Origin of the sequence: Methanolobus sp. (assembly GCF_016278365.1) — an archaeon.
Classification (GTDB): domain Archaea; phylum Halobacteriota; class Methanosarcinia; order Methanosarcinales; family Methanosarcinaceae; genus Methanolobus.
Window position 1 is genome coordinate 85,076 of sequence record NZ_JADQBZ010000004.1, and the last position, 18,748, is coordinate 103,823.

Annotated in this window: 19 protein-coding genes; 13 read left to right on the plus strand and 6 right to left on the minus strand. The window is 46.1% G+C overall.

Translation table 11 applies throughout. From position 1 onward, the window contains the following. Positions 1 to 7: 7 nt before the first annotated feature. Complete coding sequence (locus QZZ22_RS03925) at positions 8 to 970, minus strand: helix-turn-helix domain-containing protein (RefSeq protein ID WP_292462918.1); 963 nt, start codon at positions 968 to 970, stop codon at positions 8 to 10. 131 nt (positions 971 to 1,101) lie between these two features. Between QZZ22_RS03925 and QZZ22_RS03930 the strand changes: the two genes are divergently transcribed. From QZZ22_RS03930 to ablB, 5 genes are all read left to right on the plus strand, one after another. Continuing rightward, on the plus strand, positions 1,102 to 2,169 hold the full coding sequence (locus QZZ22_RS03930; RefSeq protein ID WP_292462919.1) for a formate--phosphoribosylaminoimidazolecarboxamide ligase: 1,068 nt from the start codon (positions 1,102 to 1,104) through the stop codon (positions 2,167 to 2,169). Positions 2,170 to 2,228: 59 nt separating this feature from the next. Beyond that, positions 2,229 to 3,638 (plus strand): NAD(P)/FAD-dependent oxidoreductase, encoded by a 1,410-nt coding sequence (locus QZZ22_RS03935; protein WP_292462921.1) that lies wholly within the window; start codon positions 2,229 to 2,231, stop codon positions 3,636 to 3,638. A gap of 319 nt (positions 3,639 to 3,957) precedes the next feature. After that, positions 3,958 to 5,235: a DUF87 domain-containing protein gene (locus tag QZZ22_RS03940; protein ID WP_292462923.1), complete on the plus strand. Its 1,278-nt coding sequence runs from the start codon at positions 3,958 to 3,960 to the stop codon at positions 5,233 to 5,235. A gap of 251 nt (positions 5,236 to 5,486) precedes the next feature. Then, positions 5,487 to 6,800 (plus strand): lysine 2,3-aminomutase, encoded by a 1,314-nt coding sequence (gene ablA / locus QZZ22_RS03945; protein WP_292462925.1) that lies wholly within the window; start codon positions 5,487 to 5,489, stop codon positions 6,798 to 6,800. After that, the gene (ablB, locus tag QZZ22_RS03950) at positions 6,793 to 7,635 is read left to right on the plus strand and encodes a putative beta-lysine N-acetyltransferase (RefSeq protein WP_292462927.1); all 843 of its coding nucleotides are present in this window, start codon (positions 6,793 to 6,795) and stop codon (positions 7,633 to 7,635) included. The genes ablA and ablB overlap by 8 nt, the downstream gene beginning before the upstream one ends. Here the strand turns inward: ablB and QZZ22_RS03955 are convergent, their stop codons facing one another. After that, positions 7,636 to 8,079: an Lrp/AsnC family transcriptional regulator gene (locus QZZ22_RS03955; RefSeq protein WP_292462929.1), complete on the minus strand. Its 444-nt coding sequence runs from the start codon at positions 8,077 to 8,079 to the stop codon at positions 7,636 to 7,638. A gap of 168 nt (positions 8,080 to 8,247) precedes the next feature. Here QZZ22_RS03955 and QZZ22_RS03960 point away from each other — a divergent pair, with 168 nt between their 5' ends. From QZZ22_RS03960 to QZZ22_RS03970, 3 genes are all read left to right on the plus strand, one after another. Next, complete coding sequence (locus QZZ22_RS03960) at positions 8,248 to 8,727, plus strand: 3-isopropylmalate dehydratase small subunit (RefSeq protein WP_292462930.1); 480 nt, start codon at positions 8,248 to 8,250, stop codon at positions 8,725 to 8,727. A gap of 28 nt (positions 8,728 to 8,755) precedes the next feature. Next, positions 8,756 to 9,883 (plus strand): isocitrate/isopropylmalate dehydrogenase family protein, encoded by a 1,128-nt coding sequence (locus QZZ22_RS03965; protein WP_292462931.1) that lies wholly within the window; start codon positions 8,756 to 8,758, stop codon positions 9,881 to 9,883. 276 nt (positions 9,884 to 10,159) lie between these two features. After that, positions 10,160 to 10,471, plus strand: coding sequence for a hypothetical protein (locus QZZ22_RS03970; RefSeq protein ID WP_292462933.1), 312 nt, complete (start codon positions 10,160 to 10,162; stop codon positions 10,469 to 10,471). Between the two features lie 22 nt (positions 10,472 to 10,493). On the opposite strand, the gene pyrH is transcribed toward QZZ22_RS03970, so the two are convergent. From pyrH to QZZ22_RS03990, 4 genes are all read right to left on the minus strand, one after another. Beyond that, the gene (gene pyrH, locus QZZ22_RS03975; protein WP_292462935.1) at positions 10,494 to 11,198 is read right to left on the minus strand and encodes a UMP kinase; all 705 of its coding nucleotides are present in this window, start codon (positions 11,196 to 11,198) and stop codon (positions 10,494 to 10,496) included. Positions 11,199 to 11,213: 15 nt separating this feature from the next. Continuing rightward, positions 11,214 to 11,948: a hypothetical protein gene (locus QZZ22_RS03980; protein WP_292462936.1), complete on the minus strand. Its 735-nt coding sequence runs from the start codon at positions 11,946 to 11,948 to the stop codon at positions 11,214 to 11,216. Positions 11,949 to 11,957: 9 nt separating this feature from the next. Then, positions 11,958 to 12,989, minus strand: coding sequence for an aspartate-semialdehyde dehydrogenase (gene asd, locus QZZ22_RS03985; RefSeq protein ID WP_292462937.1), 1,032 nt, complete (start codon positions 12,987 to 12,989; stop codon positions 11,958 to 11,960). Positions 12,990 to 13,059: 70 nt separating this feature from the next. After that, positions 13,060 to 13,236: a 4Fe-4S binding protein gene (locus QZZ22_RS03990; RefSeq protein WP_015053842.1), complete on the minus strand. Its 177-nt coding sequence runs from the start codon at positions 13,234 to 13,236 to the stop codon at positions 13,060 to 13,062. Positions 13,237 to 13,515: 279 nt separating this feature from the next. On the opposite strand from QZZ22_RS03990, the gene QZZ22_RS03995 reads away from it, so the two are divergent. The 5 genes from QZZ22_RS03995 (at position 13,516) to QZZ22_RS04015 (ending at position 18,739) form a co-directional block, all read left to right on the plus strand. After that, complete coding sequence (locus tag QZZ22_RS03995; RefSeq protein ID WP_292462938.1) at positions 13,516 to 14,187, plus strand: type IV pilin; 672 nt, start codon at positions 13,516 to 13,518, stop codon at positions 14,185 to 14,187. A gap of 48 nt (positions 14,188 to 14,235) precedes the next feature. Then, a complete protein-coding gene (locus QZZ22_RS04000) occupies positions 14,236 to 16,416 on the plus strand; it encodes an ATP-dependent DNA helicase (RefSeq protein WP_292462939.1) in 2,181 nt (726 codons plus the stop codon). Between the two features lie 91 nt (positions 16,417 to 16,507). Beyond that, positions 16,508 to 16,945, plus strand: coding sequence for a spore germination protein GerW family protein (locus tag QZZ22_RS04005; protein WP_292462941.1), 438 nt, complete (start codon positions 16,508 to 16,510; stop codon positions 16,943 to 16,945). 47 nt (positions 16,946 to 16,992) lie between these two features. Beyond that, the gene (locus QZZ22_RS04010) at positions 16,993 to 17,724 is read left to right on the plus strand and encodes a DUF2953 domain-containing protein (RefSeq protein ID WP_292462943.1); all 732 of its coding nucleotides are present in this window, start codon (positions 16,993 to 16,995) and stop codon (positions 17,722 to 17,724) included. Positions 17,725 to 17,779: 55 nt separating this feature from the next. Beyond that, positions 17,780 to 18,739: a beta-ribofuranosylaminobenzene 5'-phosphate synthase gene (locus QZZ22_RS04015; protein ID WP_292462944.1), complete on the plus strand. Its 960-nt coding sequence runs from the start codon at positions 17,780 to 17,782 to the stop codon at positions 18,737 to 18,739. Positions 18,740 to 18,748 lie beyond the last annotated feature (9 nt).

Genomic DNA, 18,748 nt, shown 5'->3' on the forward strand with positions numbered 1-18,748 from the left:
CAGGGAATCATATATTCTTTTTTCTATAATACAGTTCTCTCACGAAAAGCAGGATGATGATGAACAGACAGCCAAACAGGAACCATATGCTTACATGGGACAGGAGATCGTATGGTATCAGGCTTGAAGCAGGCTCGGATACAATGGACATGTTGTCTGTTACAAGTTGGGAATTGTCCATGACCGGTGAGCCTGTCAGGCTATCGATATCAAAACCCTCGGGCGGAACCGAGGAAACGAGTCCGGATTCCATATCTTCTGGCATATAGCCATCAAATGTGGAATTATCGGAAATCCCAGTGTCCGGATCATATACTGCCTTCTCTGTTGCTGTCTCCATGGACTCGGTACCACTAAAATCCTCCTCTGGAACTCCCATGCCCGTAACTTCATCTTCCACAGGGATTGCCCCGTCTCTTATGGAAGGCTCGTATGTGGGGACTTCCTGTGAAGCATTCTCATGAATGTCCATCCTGGGAACATATTCGGTGTTACTGTAAACTGTGTCTGCAGCGATGCCCGACGGAGCTGCTCCGATACCAAACCCTCTGCTCCTGGCAAGCGCTTCCAGGCCCGTGGCTGCAAATGCGGCTCCTGCTACAAGTCCAAGGTATTTCTTGAGCATGCTGAGTACTGAGGACTTATCTTTCTGAATACTCCCCGGTGCCACGACTATGAACTTCTGGACAGGTTCATATATCTTGATCTCCCTGCCCTTCTTACTCCATTTTGTCTGCTTGACCTTGATAAGGTCGACTTCTACCAGTGCATCCAGATTGTACTTGACAGTGGTAAGGGGCATTGATAGTTTTTCAGCCACATCCGTTGCGGACATCGGTTTGTCAGTGAGGATCTCCAGGACCTTCATGGCCCTGTCATTAGAAAGGATTTGGGTGATCTTTTTTGACCCCTCATTAAGAGGCAAGATCAGAACTTTTTCTGAACTTGAGATTTCTTCGTTTTCTTGCATTATGGATACTATATTCTTAGGTAATTATATCGTTTACTTTAACTTCAAACTGATTTGAAGTCTTATTTGAGGATAACTCGTAAAGTTAAAGAATGAATAGGACAATATGGGGTAAATTTCGGGGCTATATTATGATTACTAAAGAACGTATAATGGAGATTATTGGGAACTATGACCTTGACAACCTTAGCATTGCAACGGTGTGTTCCCACTCAAGCCTTCAGATCTTTGACGGGGCAAGGAAGGAAGGTTTCAGGACCATAGGAATATGTGTTAAAAAGCCTCCCCGATTCTATGACGCATTCCCCAGGTCAAAACCGGATGAGTTCATTATAGTTGATAGTTACAAGGACATCCCGTCTATTGTCGACCAGCTTGTTGCAAAGAACGCCATTATAATCCCCCACGGATCTTTTGTTGAATATCTGGGTCATGAGAATTTCGTAGATCTGGCAGTGCCCTCTTTTGGTAACAGGGCTGTGCTGGAATGGGAATCTGACAGGGAGAAAGAGAGGGTATGGCTTGAGGGTGCAGGTATCCACATGCCAAGAAAGGTGGATCCCAGGGATATCAACGGTCCTGTCATGGTCAAATACCATGGAGCAAAGGGTGGTAAGGGCTTCTTCATCGCAAAGAACTACGAAGAGTTCACTGAGCATCTCAAACCTGATGAGAAATTCACGATCCAGGAATTCATAACCGGCACAAGGTACTATTTCCACTATTTCTATTCTCCATTGCGTCAGGAAGGCTATCGCCTTAGTGAGGGCATACTGGAGATGCTGAGCATGGACCGCAGGGTCGAGTCCAATGCAGATGAGATATTCAGGCTGGGTTCTCCCCGGGAACTTGAGGAGGCAGGCATACATCCGACATACGTTGTTACAGGTAACGTACCTCTTGTGGCCAGGGAATCTCTGCTACCGCTCATATTCGAGCTGGGGGAAAAGGTTGTCGAAGAGTCCCTGAGTCTCTTTGGAGGCATGATCGGTCCTTTCTGTCTTGAGACCGTGGTCACTGACAACCTTGAGATCAAGGTATTCGAAATATCTGCCAGGATCGTTGCAGGTACCAATCTTTATCTCAATGGTTCTCCTTACTCTGATCTTATCGAGCCTGGCCTGTCCACCGGTAAGAGGATAGCCCAGGAGATAAAGTACGCAAAGTCCGTGAACCAACTGGACAAGATTTTATCATAAGGACACCAACATATCCATGGATACGCCTGAAAGATGGCGCATCCTGGGTGTGATATGTTTTGACTTCTTCAGATACTGACTATGATGTTGTGATCGTAGGTGCGGGACCTGCGGGTCTCTTTGCGGCGCATGAACTTGCATCTTCAGGTCTTAATACTCTTATAGTTGAATCGGGCAGGGATATCAGCGAACGGGATTGCCCGCTGAGCGATGTTGTCAACTGCAAGCACTGCCAACCATGTTCTATATTGCGTGGGGTTGGGGGTTCCGGTGCTTATTCTGATGGGACCCTCAATCTGCATCCGGACATCGGGGGCACTCTCTCTGAGCTCACAGGTGACCAGGATTCTGCCTGGCGCCTGGTGGATCATGTTGACAGGATATTCCTCAGGTATGGTGCACCGAACAATGTATCTTCTCCTCCTGCCGGGGAGATCGAATCCCTTAAAAGGAAGGCTGCGTCGGCAGGTGCAAAATTCATTGACATAAGGCAACGTCATATAGGCTCCGATAATTCTGTCGCCCTGATATCTGAGCTCAAGACGGATCTTGAATCAAAAGGAATAACTTTCCTTCTTAACACAGAAGTCATTGATGTTATCGTAGACAATGGTATCTGCCATGGTGTACTGCTTGAAGACGGCCTGAAGCTGGGCTCTCGGTACACGCTGCTTGCGCCAGGCAGAGTGGGATGTGACTGGGTGAATCAACTTGTGAACAGGTACTCCATAGTTTACTCTTTCAGCGGGGTAGATATCGGGGTCCGTATAGAGGTTCCGTCCATTATAATGGACCCAGTGACCAGGATCAATCATGACCCCAAGTTCCATATTAGTACAAGGCGCTATGACGATTTCATCAGGACATTCTGCACGAACGAACATGGTTTTGTTGTAAAGGAAGAATACGAAGGATTCGTTGCTACAAACGGTCATTCGATGCATACTAAAGAGTCGGAGAACACTAATTTTGCTTTCCTCGTGCACGTGGAACTGACCGAGCCTATGGAAAACACAATTAAGTATGCACGGTCCGTAGCAAAACTGGCAACTACCATCGGAGGCGGAAAACCTGTCCTCCAGAGAATGGGTGACCTGCGCAGAGGCAGGCGCTCAACAGAACAGCACATAAGAAAGAACACAGTGATCAATACTCTAAAGGATGTAACTCCTGGTGATATTTCCATGGCAATGCCTCACAGGATAGTAATGGATATAATTGAAGGTCTGGAAGTCCTTAATAATATAATTCCCGGAGTAAACTCTGACTCGACCCTCCTGTACGCGCCCGAGGTCAAGTTCTATTCTATAAAATTGAAGGTGGACAGCCACATGCAGACCAGTATAGGGAACCTGTTCGCAGCAGGCGATGGTGCAGGCCTTTCCAGAGACCTGATAAATTCTGCAGCTACGGGGGTGCTTGCAGCAAGAGGCATCATGGCTCTTGAAGAAGAATACGGCAATTTGTAAACCTGCTAGAAAAAGGTAAGAAAGAGGAATCCTGCATGGGTTGGTTGGGTATTGGGGTTGTGATATGTCCGTTTAAAAAGGACTACTGTAAAAGAATGGATGATTGAATGCAGGTCTTCCTCTGGCCGTAAATGTTCACTTCCCTATATATGTGTTCCTGTTTGGTTTTCTATTGCTCCGTGTCTGTAGCTCTCTTTTTTCTTTCCTGGTGATTATCCATGAATATCATTGAACCAGCTGTAAAATGTATATATTATGGGGCATCTTTCTTTAACCAAAAAGAAAAATTATTATAGATGATGTTGTTCCCTTGTTATCCATGGATTACTACTCAGCAGATTTTAACGCAGGAGTATCAAAAAAGCAGTATGTTCTTGGCGGGGACGGCTCACAGGAGGGTGCCATGCTGTATCTTGGAAGGTACCTTGCGCGCGACAGGTCAGCAGGCTCCCATGTGAAGCTGGATGTTCGCAGGCCTCATGCTATCCTGGTCAGCGGCAAGAGAGGATATGGTAAGTCCTACACGATGTCTATCATTATTGAGGAACTGCTTATGTTGCCGGAAGTTGCAAGAATGGACATAGCACCTGTTGTTATTGACACTATGGGAATATTCTGGACTTTCGCAAAAGGGAACGACATGCAACTTCGGTCCCTGCAGGATTGGGGACTCGAACCTGCGGGTTTTCATACAAATGTATTTGTCCCGCAAAACAGTCAAGAAAGCTATGTTCAGAGAGGCATAAATGTAAAGCCTGTTGCTATTCCTCTCTCCCACATGGATGGTTACGAGTGGTGCCAGCTGTTTGGCATTGACCCGATATCTTCTGCCGGTGTCCTGATCGTGAGGGTTCTGGAGTTCCTGAGAGAAAGGTCATCTTCTTTTTCATTTGAGGACGTGATGGATGCATTGATGGAAGATGAGCGTTCTGATGTGGTTTCCAGGACTGCCGCGAACAATTATTTCAGGACTGCCATGTCATGGGGTGTATTTGCGGCAGAGGGATGGGATACATCCGATCTTGTAAAAGGGGGATCTCTTGCGGTTATCGACGTAAGCACTATCCGGAACCGTGATGTACGATCGGCTATTGTTGGTTTTATTGCAAAGGATATTTACCATAAAAGACTGGAAGCAAGGCGTTCATATGAGAGGATGCTTATGGGTGACAGGACCGTTGGGAAAGGAATTCCTATGGTATGGATGTTCATCGATGAAGCCCAGCAATTCGTGCCCCGCGAGGGAAGCACGCTGGCTTCAGATATCCTCATAAACGAATGGTTGAGGCAGGGCCGCCAGCCTGGCTTGTCACTGGTCATGGCAACACAGCGCCCCTCTTCTCTTCATCCGGATGTGATGTCCCAGTCTGATATTGTGATCTGCCACAGGCTTACATCCAGGGAGGATATCATTGCTCTTGAATCAGCCAGGCCTACTTATATGAGAGAGGATTTCGGCGAATCACTTCGAAAAATGGGAAATGAAAGGGGAACTGCCCTTGTGGTGGATGATACCACCGAGACAGCTCATATTATACGGATGAGGCCCCGCTTAAGCTGGCACGGTGGCAGTGAGCAGCTTGTGGACATCGGATGATTGCTTCATCCTTTTCAGCAGAAAAAGCATCTTTTTTCCTCGGATTCTTAAAATTAATTATATAAGGACTGAAACGAAGATTATCATATCAGATGGATAACCCATCTGCTGAACAACCATTGCTCTAAAAGTTACTAATCTATTAACTCCAGTATTGTAATACAGCATATCATAGCATATCGTGTTCTAATCCAAGTTTTCAGAACTTGGGCATTTATAAATTAAACTTTTAAACAACGGATAGTGATCCGATGAAAACACATCTTAAAAGACAGCAAGACATTGCAGAGAAAATTAATCCTGACGTCGTCATTTCTAACTGGAAAGACTGGAAATGGCAGGTCAAGCATTGTGTCAGAGATATAGCCACCTTTGAAAAACTGCTTAATATCGAGTTTGAACCTGAAGAGAAAGAAGCACTCAAGTCCACGCTTGAAAAATTCCCCTTGTCCATAACACCTTACTATCTTTCACTTATCGAAGTTGAAGACATAAATAACGATCCCATATTCATGCAGGCATTTCCCTCACCAAAGGAACTGATAGTTTCAGAGGATGACATGCACGATCCCCTTTCCGAGGACAAGGATAGTCCTGCACCAGGAATAACGCACAGGTATCCTGACAGGGTGCTTTTCCATGTGAGCAACGTATGCGCTATGTACTGCCGGCATTGCACTCGCAAAAGAAAGGTAGGAGATATTGATCATATTCCTGACAAGTATATTGTGCAGCAGGGAATCGATTACATTGCAAGCAATCCCTACATAAGGGATGTGCTTCTGTCCGGCGGGGATCCGTTCATGCTTCCGGATGACTATCTTGACTGGATACTCACGGAATTGCGCTCAATATCTCATGTAGAGGTTATAAGGATAGGTACAAGAACTCCTGTAGTACTACCTTACCGCATAACCGATGAACTTGTGAGTATGCTGAGCAAGCATCATCCTATATGGGTGAATACTCATTTCAACCATCCCCGTGAGATCACATCCTCTTCCAAGGAAGCCTTGAGAAAACTGGCAGATGCTGGTATACCTCTGGGGAACCAGACCGTACTTCTCAGTGGGGTCAACGATTGCTATAGGATATTGAAGCGACTTTTCCACAAGCTTGTGGCAAATCGTGTGCGTCCATATTACCTGTACCAGTGCGACCTTTCCGAAGGCCTGACACATTTCAGGACATCTGTCGGGAAAGGCATTGAGATCATGGAAAACCTTATCGGCCATACAAGTGGTTTTGCAGTTCCCAGGTACGTGATCGATGCGCCTGAAGGAGGAGGTAAGATACCTATACTTCCTTCCTATATGATATCCAGGTCCACCCATAAAGTAATCCTCCGTAACTACGAAGGGGTGATCACATCCTATAAGGAGCCTAAAGAATACAGGCCTGTATATTGTGACCGCGATTGTGAGGAGTGTAAGCTCCAATTAAAACTTGATGATGCACCTGAATACCGATCAGTAGGAATCGCAGAGCTTCTTTCAGATAGTGAGAAAACGCAGAGCCTGATCCCTGGAAATACGATACGGGTGGAGAGAAGGTCCATTGACTGATGCTATAATACGTCTGGGTGATTCGGTAGTCCAGCACGGCAGGCATAATGACAGGGTGTACCTGATGAGCCTGTCCTCTTCGGATTCTGACCCTATACATCCGGTACTTGAAGCTGTGGAGTCTCTGGCATCTGAAAACAGCTATTCGAAGATATTCTGCAAAATCCCTTCCTCCCTGAAGGATGATTTCCTCTCAGGAGGATATGTGGAGGAAGCACATATACCAGGCTTTTTCGGCGGTTCAGAGGATGCAAGCTTCATGTGCAGGTATCTTTCTCAATACCGTATGTATGATGAAAGCTCTGAGGAGAATTGCAAGGTCCTGAATATTGCGCTGGGGAGACAGGATGAAGAAAAAGAGGTCAGACTTCCGATGAATGCCAGTTGCGATATCTGTACCCCTGCTGATGTGGTGGAGATGGCCGGTGTTTTCACGGAAGTGTTCCCCACTTATCCATTTCCGGTGTTCGACCCGGAGTATCTTTTACAGACTATGACAGAAGGCTTTGTGTACTTCTGTATCAGGACTGAAGGCAGGATAGTTGCACTGTCATCCTGTGAGATGGATACTGAGAACATGACTGTGGAGATGACGGATTTTGCGACGCTGCCTTCATATCGGGGCAGGGGTTACTCGCACTTTCTCCTTAACGAGATGGAACGGGAGATGCTCAGGCGTGATATGCGTGTAGCTTATACCATCGCAAGAGCTCGTTCTTACGGGATGAATATAGTGTTCTCGAGTAACTCCTACAGGTATGCAGGAACCCTTGTAAACAATACGAACATCTCGGGCGGGTTTGAAAGCATGAACGTCTGGCACAAGAAGCTCTGATCAGACACTATATATGCCGTCCTTGATACTTTTGGTGATTATCTCGACACTGTAGTTCTGGATAGGTATCTCCTGCAGGAGCCTGTCGTTAATGAAATCAGTAAGGTCTTCTTCATCATCGAAAAGCCCGAAAGCTTTTATTGAGTATTGCCCTGTTGTCTGATATATCTTTATCAGGTCTTCGATCTCGGCCAGTTTCCTGATGCTGGTCTTTATCTGTTTGTTCTCCAGTTCAAGGTTGAAGATGGCAAAAGTCTTTTTCCCGAACTTTCTGGGATTGAGCAGGACGACATAGTTCTTTATGTATCCTTCTTCCTCCAGTTTTTCCAGCCTGTACCTGACACCATTCTCACTAAGACCGACCTTCTTGGCTATCTCAGAGATAGGTATCCTGGCACCATTCTGTAGGATAGAGAGTATTATCAGGTCTTTTTTGTTCACCATTGATAATAAGTAATGGGTACTAATATTAAGGCTTTATTAAGTCTCTCTTGTATCTGCCTGTAATATTTATACAAAAGTTCTTTTTAACCATTACCATTTAGTATGATAGTATGTATTATATGCTCTCAACGTTGACTATGATAATCTAAGTTTCAATCCGGTGTTAAAATGAAAGGAAGAGTCTGGAAATTCGGAGATGATATAGATACGGATGCTGTTATTCCCGGTAGGTATCTTATCCTCAATACCCCAAAAGAACTTGCAGCCCATGCCTTTGAAGGCGTGAGGCCGGAATTTGCAAAGCAGGTAAAAGAAGGCGATATTATCGTCGCAGGGAATAACTTTGGTTGTGGCTCCTCAAGGGAACACGCACCTATAGCCCTGAAGGGTACTAAGATATCTTGCGTGATAGCCAAATCCTTTGCACGTATCTTCTTCAGGAACTCCATCAATATCGGTGTAGCACTTCTCGAATGTCCTGACACCGACAGGATATTGGATGGTGACGAGCTGGATGTGGACTTTGCAACAGGTGTTATCACCAATGTAACAAGGAATGAAAAATATCAGGCAACTCCGCTTCCTGACTTCGTAAGGGGTATCATGGACGCCGGCGGCCTGATAGAATATACCAGGAAAACCATCTGATTCCATTATAACGATTAAGGAGAATAACATGACACAATATAAGATCCCGGTAATACCCGGTGACGGTATCGGGCCAGAGATCATTGCTGAGGGCTGCAAAGTTATCGATGCGGCAGGAGAGAAGTTTGGCTTTGATGTAGAGTGGACCGAGTATCCACATGGGGCTGACCACTACCTGAAAACAGGTGAGCTTATCTCCGAGGATACGCTTGCAGAACTCAATAAGAACCCTGTGATCTACCTGGGTTCCATAGGTGACCCAAGGGTGGCACCCGGTGTCCTTGAGAAGGGTATACTGCTAGCTGCCAGGTTCTATTTCGATGAATACGTGAACCTGCGCCCGATCAAGTTGCTTGAGGGAGTCTGGACACCTATCAAGGACAAGACGCCCAAAGATATTGACTTTGTAGTTGTCAGGGAAAATACAGAGGACTTCTATATCGGCATAGGTGGAAAAGCCAGCCGTGGAACCAGTAAGGATCTGTTGGAAGTCTCCAGGAGCCTTTACTCAGCCAAGTTTGGTCTTGACATTGAGACCGACAGTGAGGAAATAGCCTACCAGATAGGCATGATCTCAAAGGAAGGTACCCAAAGGGTCATCGAGTATGCATTCGACCTGTCTGAAAAGAGGGGGAAACATGTATCCTCTGTTGACAAAGCAAACGTGCTCTCTGACATCTATGGCTTCTGGAGGAAGGAATTTGAGGCTGTCTCAGCTAAGCATCCCGGAGTGACCACTGATTTCAATTATGTGGATGCTATGACCATGTGGTTTGTGAAGAATCCTGAGTGGTTTGACGTGGTCGTAACACCTAATATGTTCGGTGACATCATCACTGATCTTGGTGCAATGGTCCAGGGCGGACTCGGACTGGCTCCGGGAGGTAACATCAACCCCAACGGTACCAGCATGTTCGAGCCTATCCATGGTTCGGCACCCAAGTACAAGGGCCAGAACAAGGTTAACCCTATAGCCACTATCTGGGCAGGTGCCATGATGATGGAGCAACTCGGTGAAAAAGAAGCTGCAGATTCTATCGTTTCTGCCATTGAGACCAACATCCTTGATGCCAAGGTAAGGACCTATGATATGGGCGGTTCTTCCACCACTTCCGATGTCGGCAGCGATATCGCAAGGATAGTACTGGGCAAATAACTTCCTTACTTGCATCCGAAAGGGTGCAATCTATTTTTTCTTCTATTTTTCTATGTTGTTTACCGCAAACTCTACAGTTAGCGCTCGTTTTCAATTAATACCTCATCATCATTATAACCATTATATACTAATGTATAGATATTTTTAAATACAAGTAACATCACTTTAAGTTATAACTGACATTGATATATCAGCTACGGGGGGAAAGGATTTGAGTCCTGCTCTAATCTGGTGCGTTGATTCCCTGCTGATAATTTGCTTATTGAGGTGCATGTAATGGTAAGATCAATTGAAGACCTTGAAAAGGACCTGGATACGATGAACGAGATGTTCCGAAAATATGTGAAAATCTCTCAGCATTACCAGCAGCAGGTCGATAGCGCGAACATACCTGAAGAGCAGCGTAAAGCACTGCTGGAAAAGCTAACACAGGAAAATGAAAAAGTACAGAAGGCAAAGTTACAGATAGATACCTTCGAGAGGACTATCCGGACACTGAAAGATTCCAGGGAAAAATTGAAAGAAGTCATCCACAAGACTGAAAAGCCGGATTACGAGAAACCGGAATATCTTGTGGCTTATAACTGAAATTACATTTTTATGACAATGTTCATCCTCTGATGCGGGTGCCCAAGTGGGCTCCTTTCAGAGGTTCGGTCATTATACTTTCCTGGATGATTGCCTGCAGTACGTCCTGGGCGTCGCTGCCATCCATCACTATGGTTTCTATGTTACAGCGCTCAATGATCTTTGCTGCAAGAGGGTCGACAGGTGACTTGGACCCGGCTTTCATTTCGATGGTCATGACGATGTTGACAAGTTCCTTTGGTGACATTACTTCATACTTTCTTGCATCCGTATATTGCTTTGGATCTGCGGTGTATACGCCGTCAACGGCTGTTGCGATAACGAACAGGTCAGCCCTTAGGTATTCTGCCAGTATGGCTGCAACCGCATCAGTTGTCTGCCCGGGGATGACACCTCCCATAACAACTATCTTCCCTGAGGACAGAGCTTCCCTGGCTTCCACATAGTCATGTGGTGGCTGAGGATAGGCTTCATTTCCCAATGCCGATATGAGTAGCTTTGCATTCAGACGGGTTATGTCGATACCGATATAATCACATTCTACTTCATTACACCCGACGCTGCGCGCCGCATCGATATAATCACGTGCAGCAGTTCCGCCGCCTGTTACAACTATTATGGTGTTTTCCTTTGCAAGTTCTTTAAGTGCAACAGCATACGCCCGAAAACTTTCCGGCTTCAGATCCTTTGCTAGAATGGATCCACCAACAGATAATACGACCAGCATGATAATCTTTAGTCGTTAACGCTTTCTTTGGCTTAAAAGTATCGCCACCGCTCCAAGGGCAGCAAGAGCTGCCATGAATGAAAAACCAGGAACAAGGGATGTTATTGATAAGGGTGAGAGGTTCTTTGCCATGCTTTCGCTATGGAGGATACCGCCGTTGTAAAGGCCATGTATCTTTATGTCCTCTCCCGGTTTAAGGTCAGTTGCCCCGTAATAGAATATCCGGATGTGTTCATTTGTCCCTGTTTCAGCAACGATGGCCGTATAGCGTCCCACTGACAGCTCTATACTTGTAAGGTTCCCTGTGACAGTGACATATTTGCCGTTATACGAGGCCGGATTCCCGTTTATGTCACTTATATTGACCTGTCCCACGTCCTGTACCGGATAGCGCAGCACGTAGTTAGGGTACATGATATCATCTCCGATTGGATTATGCTTGAATTCGCCGGTGAGCATAATCTGCTCTCCCTGTTCAAAACCGTTGAAAAGTCCAATCTTTGTAACATCGGTCTTCAAAACTATATCGCCATCTGCAAGAACTGCGGAATATTTGCTGATCTCAGAAAGGTTGCCTACGACACTTATTTTACGGTAGGCCGTGGTACTGTCATATACCGAAGGTTTCTCAATGAGCTTTGAGATAGGTACTATCTCGAGTTCGAACATCGAGGCATTTGCAAAAGTGGCAGTACATGCGATAAGAAGCAACAAGATAGCTATCACTCTGAATGTACTGCCTTTTTTCAATATATCACCTTAGAGTTTTCCCATCTTGTGTAGGAGTTCAGCATTAAGCACACTTGCACCTGCAGCTCCGCGAACGGTGTTGTGTCCCATTGCTGTGTAGCGGATACCCTCTCTTATCCTGCCAACTGTGATGCTCATGCCCTTGCCCATATTCCTGTCAAGGCGGGGTTGTGGCCTGTCCAGCTCGTCTCTGACGATGAGGACCTGCTTTGGTTCTGTCGGGAGATCTCCCAGTTTTGGATTGAAATCAAGAAATACCTGCCTGACCTGTTCAGGGGTCGGGTTGTCTGTCATCTTCGCCCAGATGGCTTCTGTATGGCCGTCCATAACAGGGACTCTGTTGCATGATGCACTGATCATGATGTCCGCAGGGATAATTTCAGACCCGTCAAACTCTCCCAGAAGTTTCAGTGGCTCGGTTTCCATCTTTTCTTCTTCGCCACCGATGTATGGGATTATGTTGTCCATTATTGCCATAGAAGCAACGCCGTCATAACCTGCGCCGGATACGGCCTGCATAGTGGCAACCTGAACTGATTCAAGTCCAAATTGCATAAGAGGCTTGAGGGTAGGCACCATGATAATGGTCGAACAGTTAGGATTTGTCACAATGTATCCGTCCCATCCGCGGTTGTCCTGCTGTACGTCTATCAGCCCGAGATGGTCAGCATTGACCTCTGGTACTACCAGGGGAATATCTTTTTCCATCCTGTAAGCAGATGCATTGCTTGCTACCACAAAGCCTTCTTTTGCAAACTCTGCTTCAACTGTTTTGGCAAAGCTTGAAGGCATTGCTGAGAATACAACGTCAGCATCAACTTTTTTTGGATCAACTGGCACGATCTCCATGTCTGTTACTATATCAGGCATTTTGCTTTCAAGCCTCCAGTTGGCTGCTTTAGCATACTTCTTGCCTGCACTCTTCTCTGATGCTGCAAGACATGTGATCTCGAACCATGGGTGGTTCTCCAATGCCTGTACAAATCTCTGTCCTACCGCGCCGGTAGCACCCAGGATACCTGCTCTGATCGTTTCTGGCATAACCTTTCCTCGGGGAATGATAAAAAGTTTAAAAGTTTAAAAATAGGAAATCCCGGAATAAGCAGTGTGCTTATTCCATTTTGATTGCGTCTGTCGGGCACACGTCAACACATGCACCGCAATCCAGACATTCGTCTGCAACTACGACTGCAATGTTGTCACCATTCATGCTTATCGCTTCTGAAGGACATTCATCAACGCATGTTCCGCAACCTACACACTCATCGACAATTATTATTGCTACCATTTTAGTTTTCTCCTTTTACATTCGATCTGCAATTGTATACTAGTCTTCACTATATTAGTACAAATCTACACTCTATCATAACAGAAATGAAATAAAAAGTTATCGTTGCTCATCTAAAAAAGGCACGCGTTCGGAGGATAATGTACCTTTGCTTTTGATTCTCCCTATGCTATTTCTTTTAAATATTTGTTGTTTAAAGCATATTTATCATTGAATTAAGGTAAAATTATAATAAATTCATTAAGCAAAATTCATATAGTTGCATTTAAACGTCTCACTATGAAAAAAACATTGCCTGCAACTCTTGGACCCTCCGATATAAGTACAAATAATACTGCCATCTCTCCGGTAATCGGTATCGTATTACTGATACTACTCACACTTTTACTTGCAGGTATCACCGTTTCTTCGGTTTATGGGAAAGACTATTCGTCTTCACTGCAGCCTGCCCCGATGGCAGTGATAGAAGTCGAGAGCGTGGTGGGCGGGGTGCCATATATAGGGTATCCCAATGGTATAGGGTATGAGAAAAACCTTATTGTTTTTCAACATACTAGCGGGAGCCCTTTGCACACAAACTCTACATATATCATAATTACTGGCGAAGGTGCCAGTACTATAGGTGCGTGGCCTCATAACACAATACCCAAGGGGGAGTTATTCATCAGATATGAAAATCTTGAATACGGTGGGAAAGCTTCACAATATGCTTCACGGAATCCGGACCTGTCTGACGGCGTTTGGTCTGCGGGGGAACGACTTCTTCTGAACGGCAAGGACAGCATAGGTGGAAATGCGGCATCTTCCGTACTTGTAAATATCAAAGGCATGAGCAGTACTTCCGACAATTATGGCCTCAAAGAAGATAGTGTCATCACTATAAAAGTGTTTGACCGGGACACTAACAAGATCATCGCTGAGGCAAAGCACAAAGTCACTCCTGCAAAGTGACATTATTATCAAAACCGTTTAAGTAATGTGAGGTCATAGGAGTGTTCAATGAGCGAGAAACGCGGTTATATGAAATATTTCCCCAAGGGCACCTGCTACCCTAATCAGCAGGACGCGATGGATAAGATACATACCTCATTGATGAACAAGGAGATCATCCTGTTCGAGGGAGCCTGCGGTACTGGCAAGACCCTCAGTGCGCTTGCACCATCACTGCATGTGGGCAGACAACTCCAGAAGACCGTGATAATTGCAACTAATGTACATCAGCAGATGGTACAATTCATTAATGAGGCCCGCGAGATAAAACAATCAAACGAGGTCAAAGTGGCTGTGGTCAAGGGCAAGACCAGCATGTGTCCAAATGGTGTGGACTACGATGAGTGTGCCCTGAAAAGAGACAACACTTTTGAGTTGCTTGAAACAGAGCGCGAGATAGCCTTGAAAAAGCAAGAGATGAAATCTGCGAGTGAGAACTACAAGCGTTCAAAGGATCTCTCGCTGGTAGCCCTGCGTGATGCCCTTGCAAAAGAGCTGGACGTTGCAGAGGAAAAGATGAAAGACATGAGGGACAGGTCCTGCAACCATCTGTACGAAGTCCTGCGTTCAGACAGTGAATCCTTCAGGCAGTGGCTCTTTGCGGATGTGCGCACACCGGAAGAGGTGAACGACTACGCTTTCCAGAAAGGAATGTGCGGGTACGAGCTGCTCAAGCGCGAGCTAAAGCATGCTGACTTTGTGATCTGCAACTATCACCATGTATTGAATGCAGATATCTTCTCCACGGTCCTGAACTGGCTGGAAAAGGAGCCACAGGATATTATCGTTATCTTTGACGAAGCCCATAATATCGAGTCTGCTGCAAGATCACACTCATCGATAACCATCACGGAGCATACGATCGACAAGGCCATTTCGGAGATCGAGGCCAATCTTGACCAGATGCCTGATGGTGGTGCTCACAACCTTTTCAAGATACTGCTCAATGTGATAAGGGACACTTACACCTCACGTTTCAAGTTCGGGGAGCGGGAGCGGGTTGGAAGGAACTGGTATGATATACGCATAAGCGATCCCTATGAGCGCAACGACATGATAAGCGGTAAGTTCCTCAAGCTTGCAAAAGAGGCGGGATTCGGAGATGAGCCCGATATACAGATCAATCTCTCGGAAGCAAGTGCTTTTGGTTCCATGCTTGATGAGAACTATAAAGACCAGTACAAGAAAGGTCTCAGCAAGGTCCTGAAAAAATCCCATATACGCTACACCGCGGATTTCCTTTCCTCATACCTTGTGCTCGCGAACAATCTCAGCTACTATCCCATACTCAATGTAAAAAGGGATATGAATGATGATATATACGGCCGTGTGGAGCTTTTTACATGCATTCCCAAGAACGTTACCGAGCCGCTCTTTGAGTCGGTGTTCTCGGCTATACTCATGTCTGCGACATTGCGTCCCTTTGATATGGTGAAGTCAACCTTCGGCATCCGCAGGGATACCTGTGAAATAGCCTACAGCACATCTTTTCCTCTGGAAAGGCGCCTGACAATTGCGGTATCTGTTCCGCCTCTTTTTGCAAAGAACAGGGATGATCCGCACACTTCCCAGGCAATTGAGGAAACTATTTTTGATGCGGTGGAGAACACTCCAGGCAACATCATCATCTTCTTCCAGAGCTACTTTGAGGCCAAACGTTACTATGGCAAACTGAACGAGCAGCTCGATATACCCGTTTTCCTTGATGAGGTGGGTGTCTCATCCCAGGAAGTAAGGGAGGAATTCTTTAAAATTGGTGAGCAGAATGGAAAAGCTGTGCTGGTGTCATATTTGTGGGGCACGCTCAGTGAAGGTATAGACTATCGTGATGGCAGGGGGAGGACCGTCATAGTCGTAGGCGTGGGATATCCGGCCCTGAATGACCGGATGAATGCTGTTGAATCGGCATACGACCACATGTTCAGCTATGGTGCAGGATGGGATTATGCGGTGCAGATACCTACCATACGCAAAATCCGGCAGGCTATGGGAAGGGTCGTGCGCTCGCCCGCTGACTATGGTGTAAGAATATTGCTGGACGGGCGTTTCCTGACAGATGCTCCCAGGAAGTTTGGTAAGTTCTCTGTTTTTGAGGTATTCCCACCCGAGGAAAGAGAGGAGTTCATAAACGTGGAACCTGAGAAAGTAAAATACTCTCTGCTTAACTTTTTCCAGGATAACAGGACTTAAAATCCGTATAATTCTCCAGATACACTTTTTTAGTAGAAGTATCAATATTAATTCAGGAAGAAATTCTTCTTCAGTTAAAAGGGGTTGTAATATGGCACTTGAAGATGTAATTAAAGGGGTATCCTGTGAACTGGAACGACTTGTGAATACAAAGACCATCATCGGGGAGCCGATGGTATTTGGGGCCAACACCATCATACCTGTAAGTAAAATCTCTTTTGGATTCGGTACAGGCGGTGGAGAGGGGAAGACGAAAGGAGAGGACGAAGGTTTTGGTGGCGGCGGAGGAGCTGGTGCCAAGATCGAACCAGTTGCATTCATCCTGATCTCTCCCGAAGGTGTAAAGTTGATGCCGGTCTCGGGCAAAGCCGATATAGGCCAGATTATCGATTCTGTCCCGGATCTTATCGATAAGATGAAGTCCATGAAGGACAAGGTCAAAAAGGGAAAAGATGGCGGAAACCAGGATGCAGGCCAGATGCCGGAAGAGGAATGCGAGATCATAATTGAGCCAGTCGAAAGAAGATAAGGCTAAGCCTTTCTTCTTTCCATACTTATTATAGGTGAGAGGGGCCTATGATCCTGGAAACAATCATATTATTGATAGCGTTGCTGATACTCTTGGTCCTGTTTGTTTCATTCCATGTACTACTTGAGGCTGATAAGGCCGGGAAGCAAGCATCTTACAAGGTAAAGATAAAATGGCTCTTCCTGAGTTATACCATCAACACCCGTATGATAGGCGGCCCGGATGAGCCTGTTAAGGGTGAGATCCTAGGGGAGCCTGTACCCTGTAAGGTCCGTGAAGGCCCGGAGTCCAGGGAATGGGAGAAAGATCTCTCCCAAGGAAAGATTCTCGGGGCTGAATCCACAGAAGACCAAAAACCTGCTGATGAAGATGTTATAGGTCTGAAAAAGGAAAAAAAGCAGAAATGGACCTTCAGAAAGATAGTCAATCTTGCCCGGATGCTTCTAAGTCCTGTACTCCGGCTTGTTGAAGATATTTTGAAGGCTATACACATATCGGAGATGAAATTCAATCTACTGTATGGTTTAGATAATCCGGCCGATACAGGAATAGTAAGCGGCTACATATATGCTCTCAGGGGCTACCTGAACACCCAGTACGAGAGAATCAGGCTATACGCAGAGCCGACCTTCACAGAGGAGAAAATGGATATGCACATGCTTGCCGACGTGAGTTTCAGGGTAGTGAACCTGTTGCCTGCGGTTGTGACATTCCTGCTCAACAGAGATGTAAGGCGGGTCTCATGGGCGCTTATCAGGAAAAAGGAGCTTCCTGGTTGAAATACTTCACTTGAGTGCTAATGTTTAATAGTATGCTGAACTGATAGACATCTTCATGATCAGAATAACGTCACCTTCCAGGTTACATCTGACACTTATCGATATGAACGCATCGCAGGGCCGGATAGATGGCGGTGCGGGCATATCGCTGAGTTCTCCTCAGGTGGTCATATCAGCACAAAAGTCTGATGTGGTAGAGGTCACAGGCGGACCCATACTGAAGGACAGGATAGAAACTGCAGCCAGGAAGGTTCTTCCTGACGGTGAGGGTGTACGTATAGTTATTGAAGAGGACATGTTCGCACACGTTGGCCTTGGTTCAGGGACCCAGGCAGCATTGTCAGCTGCAGCTGCTGTAAATGAACTTTACAGCCTCGGGATGAGTGTGCGGGAGCTTGCAATCGCCGCAGGTCGCGGAGGTACGTCCGGTATAGGTGTAGCTTCTTTTGAGACCGGCGGTTTTATCGTTGACGGGGGCCACAGATTCAGTGACAAGGGCTCTTTCTCACCGTCATCTGCGAGCAGAGCAGACCCGGCACCGGTACTTTTCAGGCATGACTTCCCCGACTGGGAAATAGTACTTGCTCTTCCGGATGTACAGGGTGCCTATGATGCAAATGAGGTTGATATCTTCCGCAAGGCCTGCCCTGTACCTCTGGAACAGGTGCAGGAACTATCCCATATTATTCTTACGAAAATGATGCCCGCTGTAATTGAAAAAGATATTGAGGCTTTTGGACATGCTGTTAATCACATACAGGGGCTGGGCTTCAAGCGATATGAAGTGGAACTGCAGCATCAGGTTGTAAGGGATGTGATGGCACTTATGCAGGAATCAGGTGCATACGGGGCAGGTATGAGCTCGTTCGGACCTGCAGTGTATGCGGTTGTGGACAATAAAGAGGATGCTTCCAACATTATGCAGGATGCACAGGACCTGCTGGATAGTACTATCGGTGGGAAGGTTATGATCACAAGGGCAAACAATACGGGCGCAGAAATAAAGGAGGTATAGGCCTGGAAT

Bases quoted from the DNA above. Each gene is read 5' to 3' on its own strand.
- QZZ22_RS03925 (WP_292462918.1), bottom strand. From the start codon at position 970: ATGCAAGAAAACGAAGAAATCTCAAGTTCAGAAAAAGTTCTGATCTTG.
- QZZ22_RS03930 (WP_292462919.1), top strand. From the start codon at position 1,102: ATGATTACTAAAGAACGTATAATGGAGATTATTGGGAACTATGACCTT.
- QZZ22_RS03940 (WP_292462923.1), top strand. From the start codon at position 3,958: ATGGATTACTACTCAGCAGATTTTAACGCAGGAGTATCAAAAAAGCAG.
- ablA (WP_292462925.1), top strand. From the start codon at position 5,487: ATGAAAACACATCTTAAAAGACAGCAAGACATTGCAGAGAAAATTAAT.
- QZZ22_RS03955 (WP_292462929.1), bottom strand. From the start codon at position 8,079: ATGGTGAACAAAAAAGACCTGATAATACTCTCTATCCTACAGAATGGT.
- QZZ22_RS03960 (WP_292462930.1), top strand. From the start codon at position 8,248: ATGAAAGGAAGAGTCTGGAAATTCGGAGATGATATAGATACGGATGCT.
- QZZ22_RS03965 (WP_292462931.1), top strand. From the start codon at position 8,756: ATGACACAATATAAGATCCCGGTAATACCCGGTGACGGTATCGGGCCA.
- QZZ22_RS03970 (WP_292462933.1), top strand. From the start codon at position 10,160: ATGGTAAGATCAATTGAAGACCTTGAAAAGGACCTGGATACGATGAAC.
- pyrH (WP_292462935.1), bottom strand. From the start codon at position 11,198: ATGCTGGTCGTATTATCTGTTGGTGGATCCATTCTAGCAAAGGATCTG.
- asd (WP_292462937.1), bottom strand. From the start codon at position 12,989: ATGCCAGAAACGATCAGAGCAGGTATCCTGGGTGCTACCGGCGCGGTA.
- QZZ22_RS03990 (WP_015053842.1), bottom strand. From the start codon at position 13,236: ATGGTAGCAATAATAATTGTCGATGAGTGTGTAGGTTGCGGAACATGC.
- QZZ22_RS03995 (WP_292462938.1), top strand. From the start codon at position 13,516: ATGAAAAAAACATTGCCTGCAACTCTTGGACCCTCCGATATAAGTACA.
- QZZ22_RS04000 (WP_292462939.1), top strand. From the start codon at position 14,236: ATGAGCGAGAAACGCGGTTATATGAAATATTTCCCCAAGGGCACCTGC.
- QZZ22_RS04005 (WP_292462941.1), top strand. From the start codon at position 16,508: ATGGCACTTGAAGATGTAATTAAAGGGGTATCCTGTGAACTGGAACGA.
- QZZ22_RS04010 (WP_292462943.1), top strand. From the start codon at position 16,993: ATGATCCTGGAAACAATCATATTATTGATAGCGTTGCTGATACTCTTG.
- QZZ22_RS04015 (WP_292462944.1), top strand. From the start codon at position 17,780: ATGATCAGAATAACGTCACCTTCCAGGTTACATCTGACACTTATCGAT.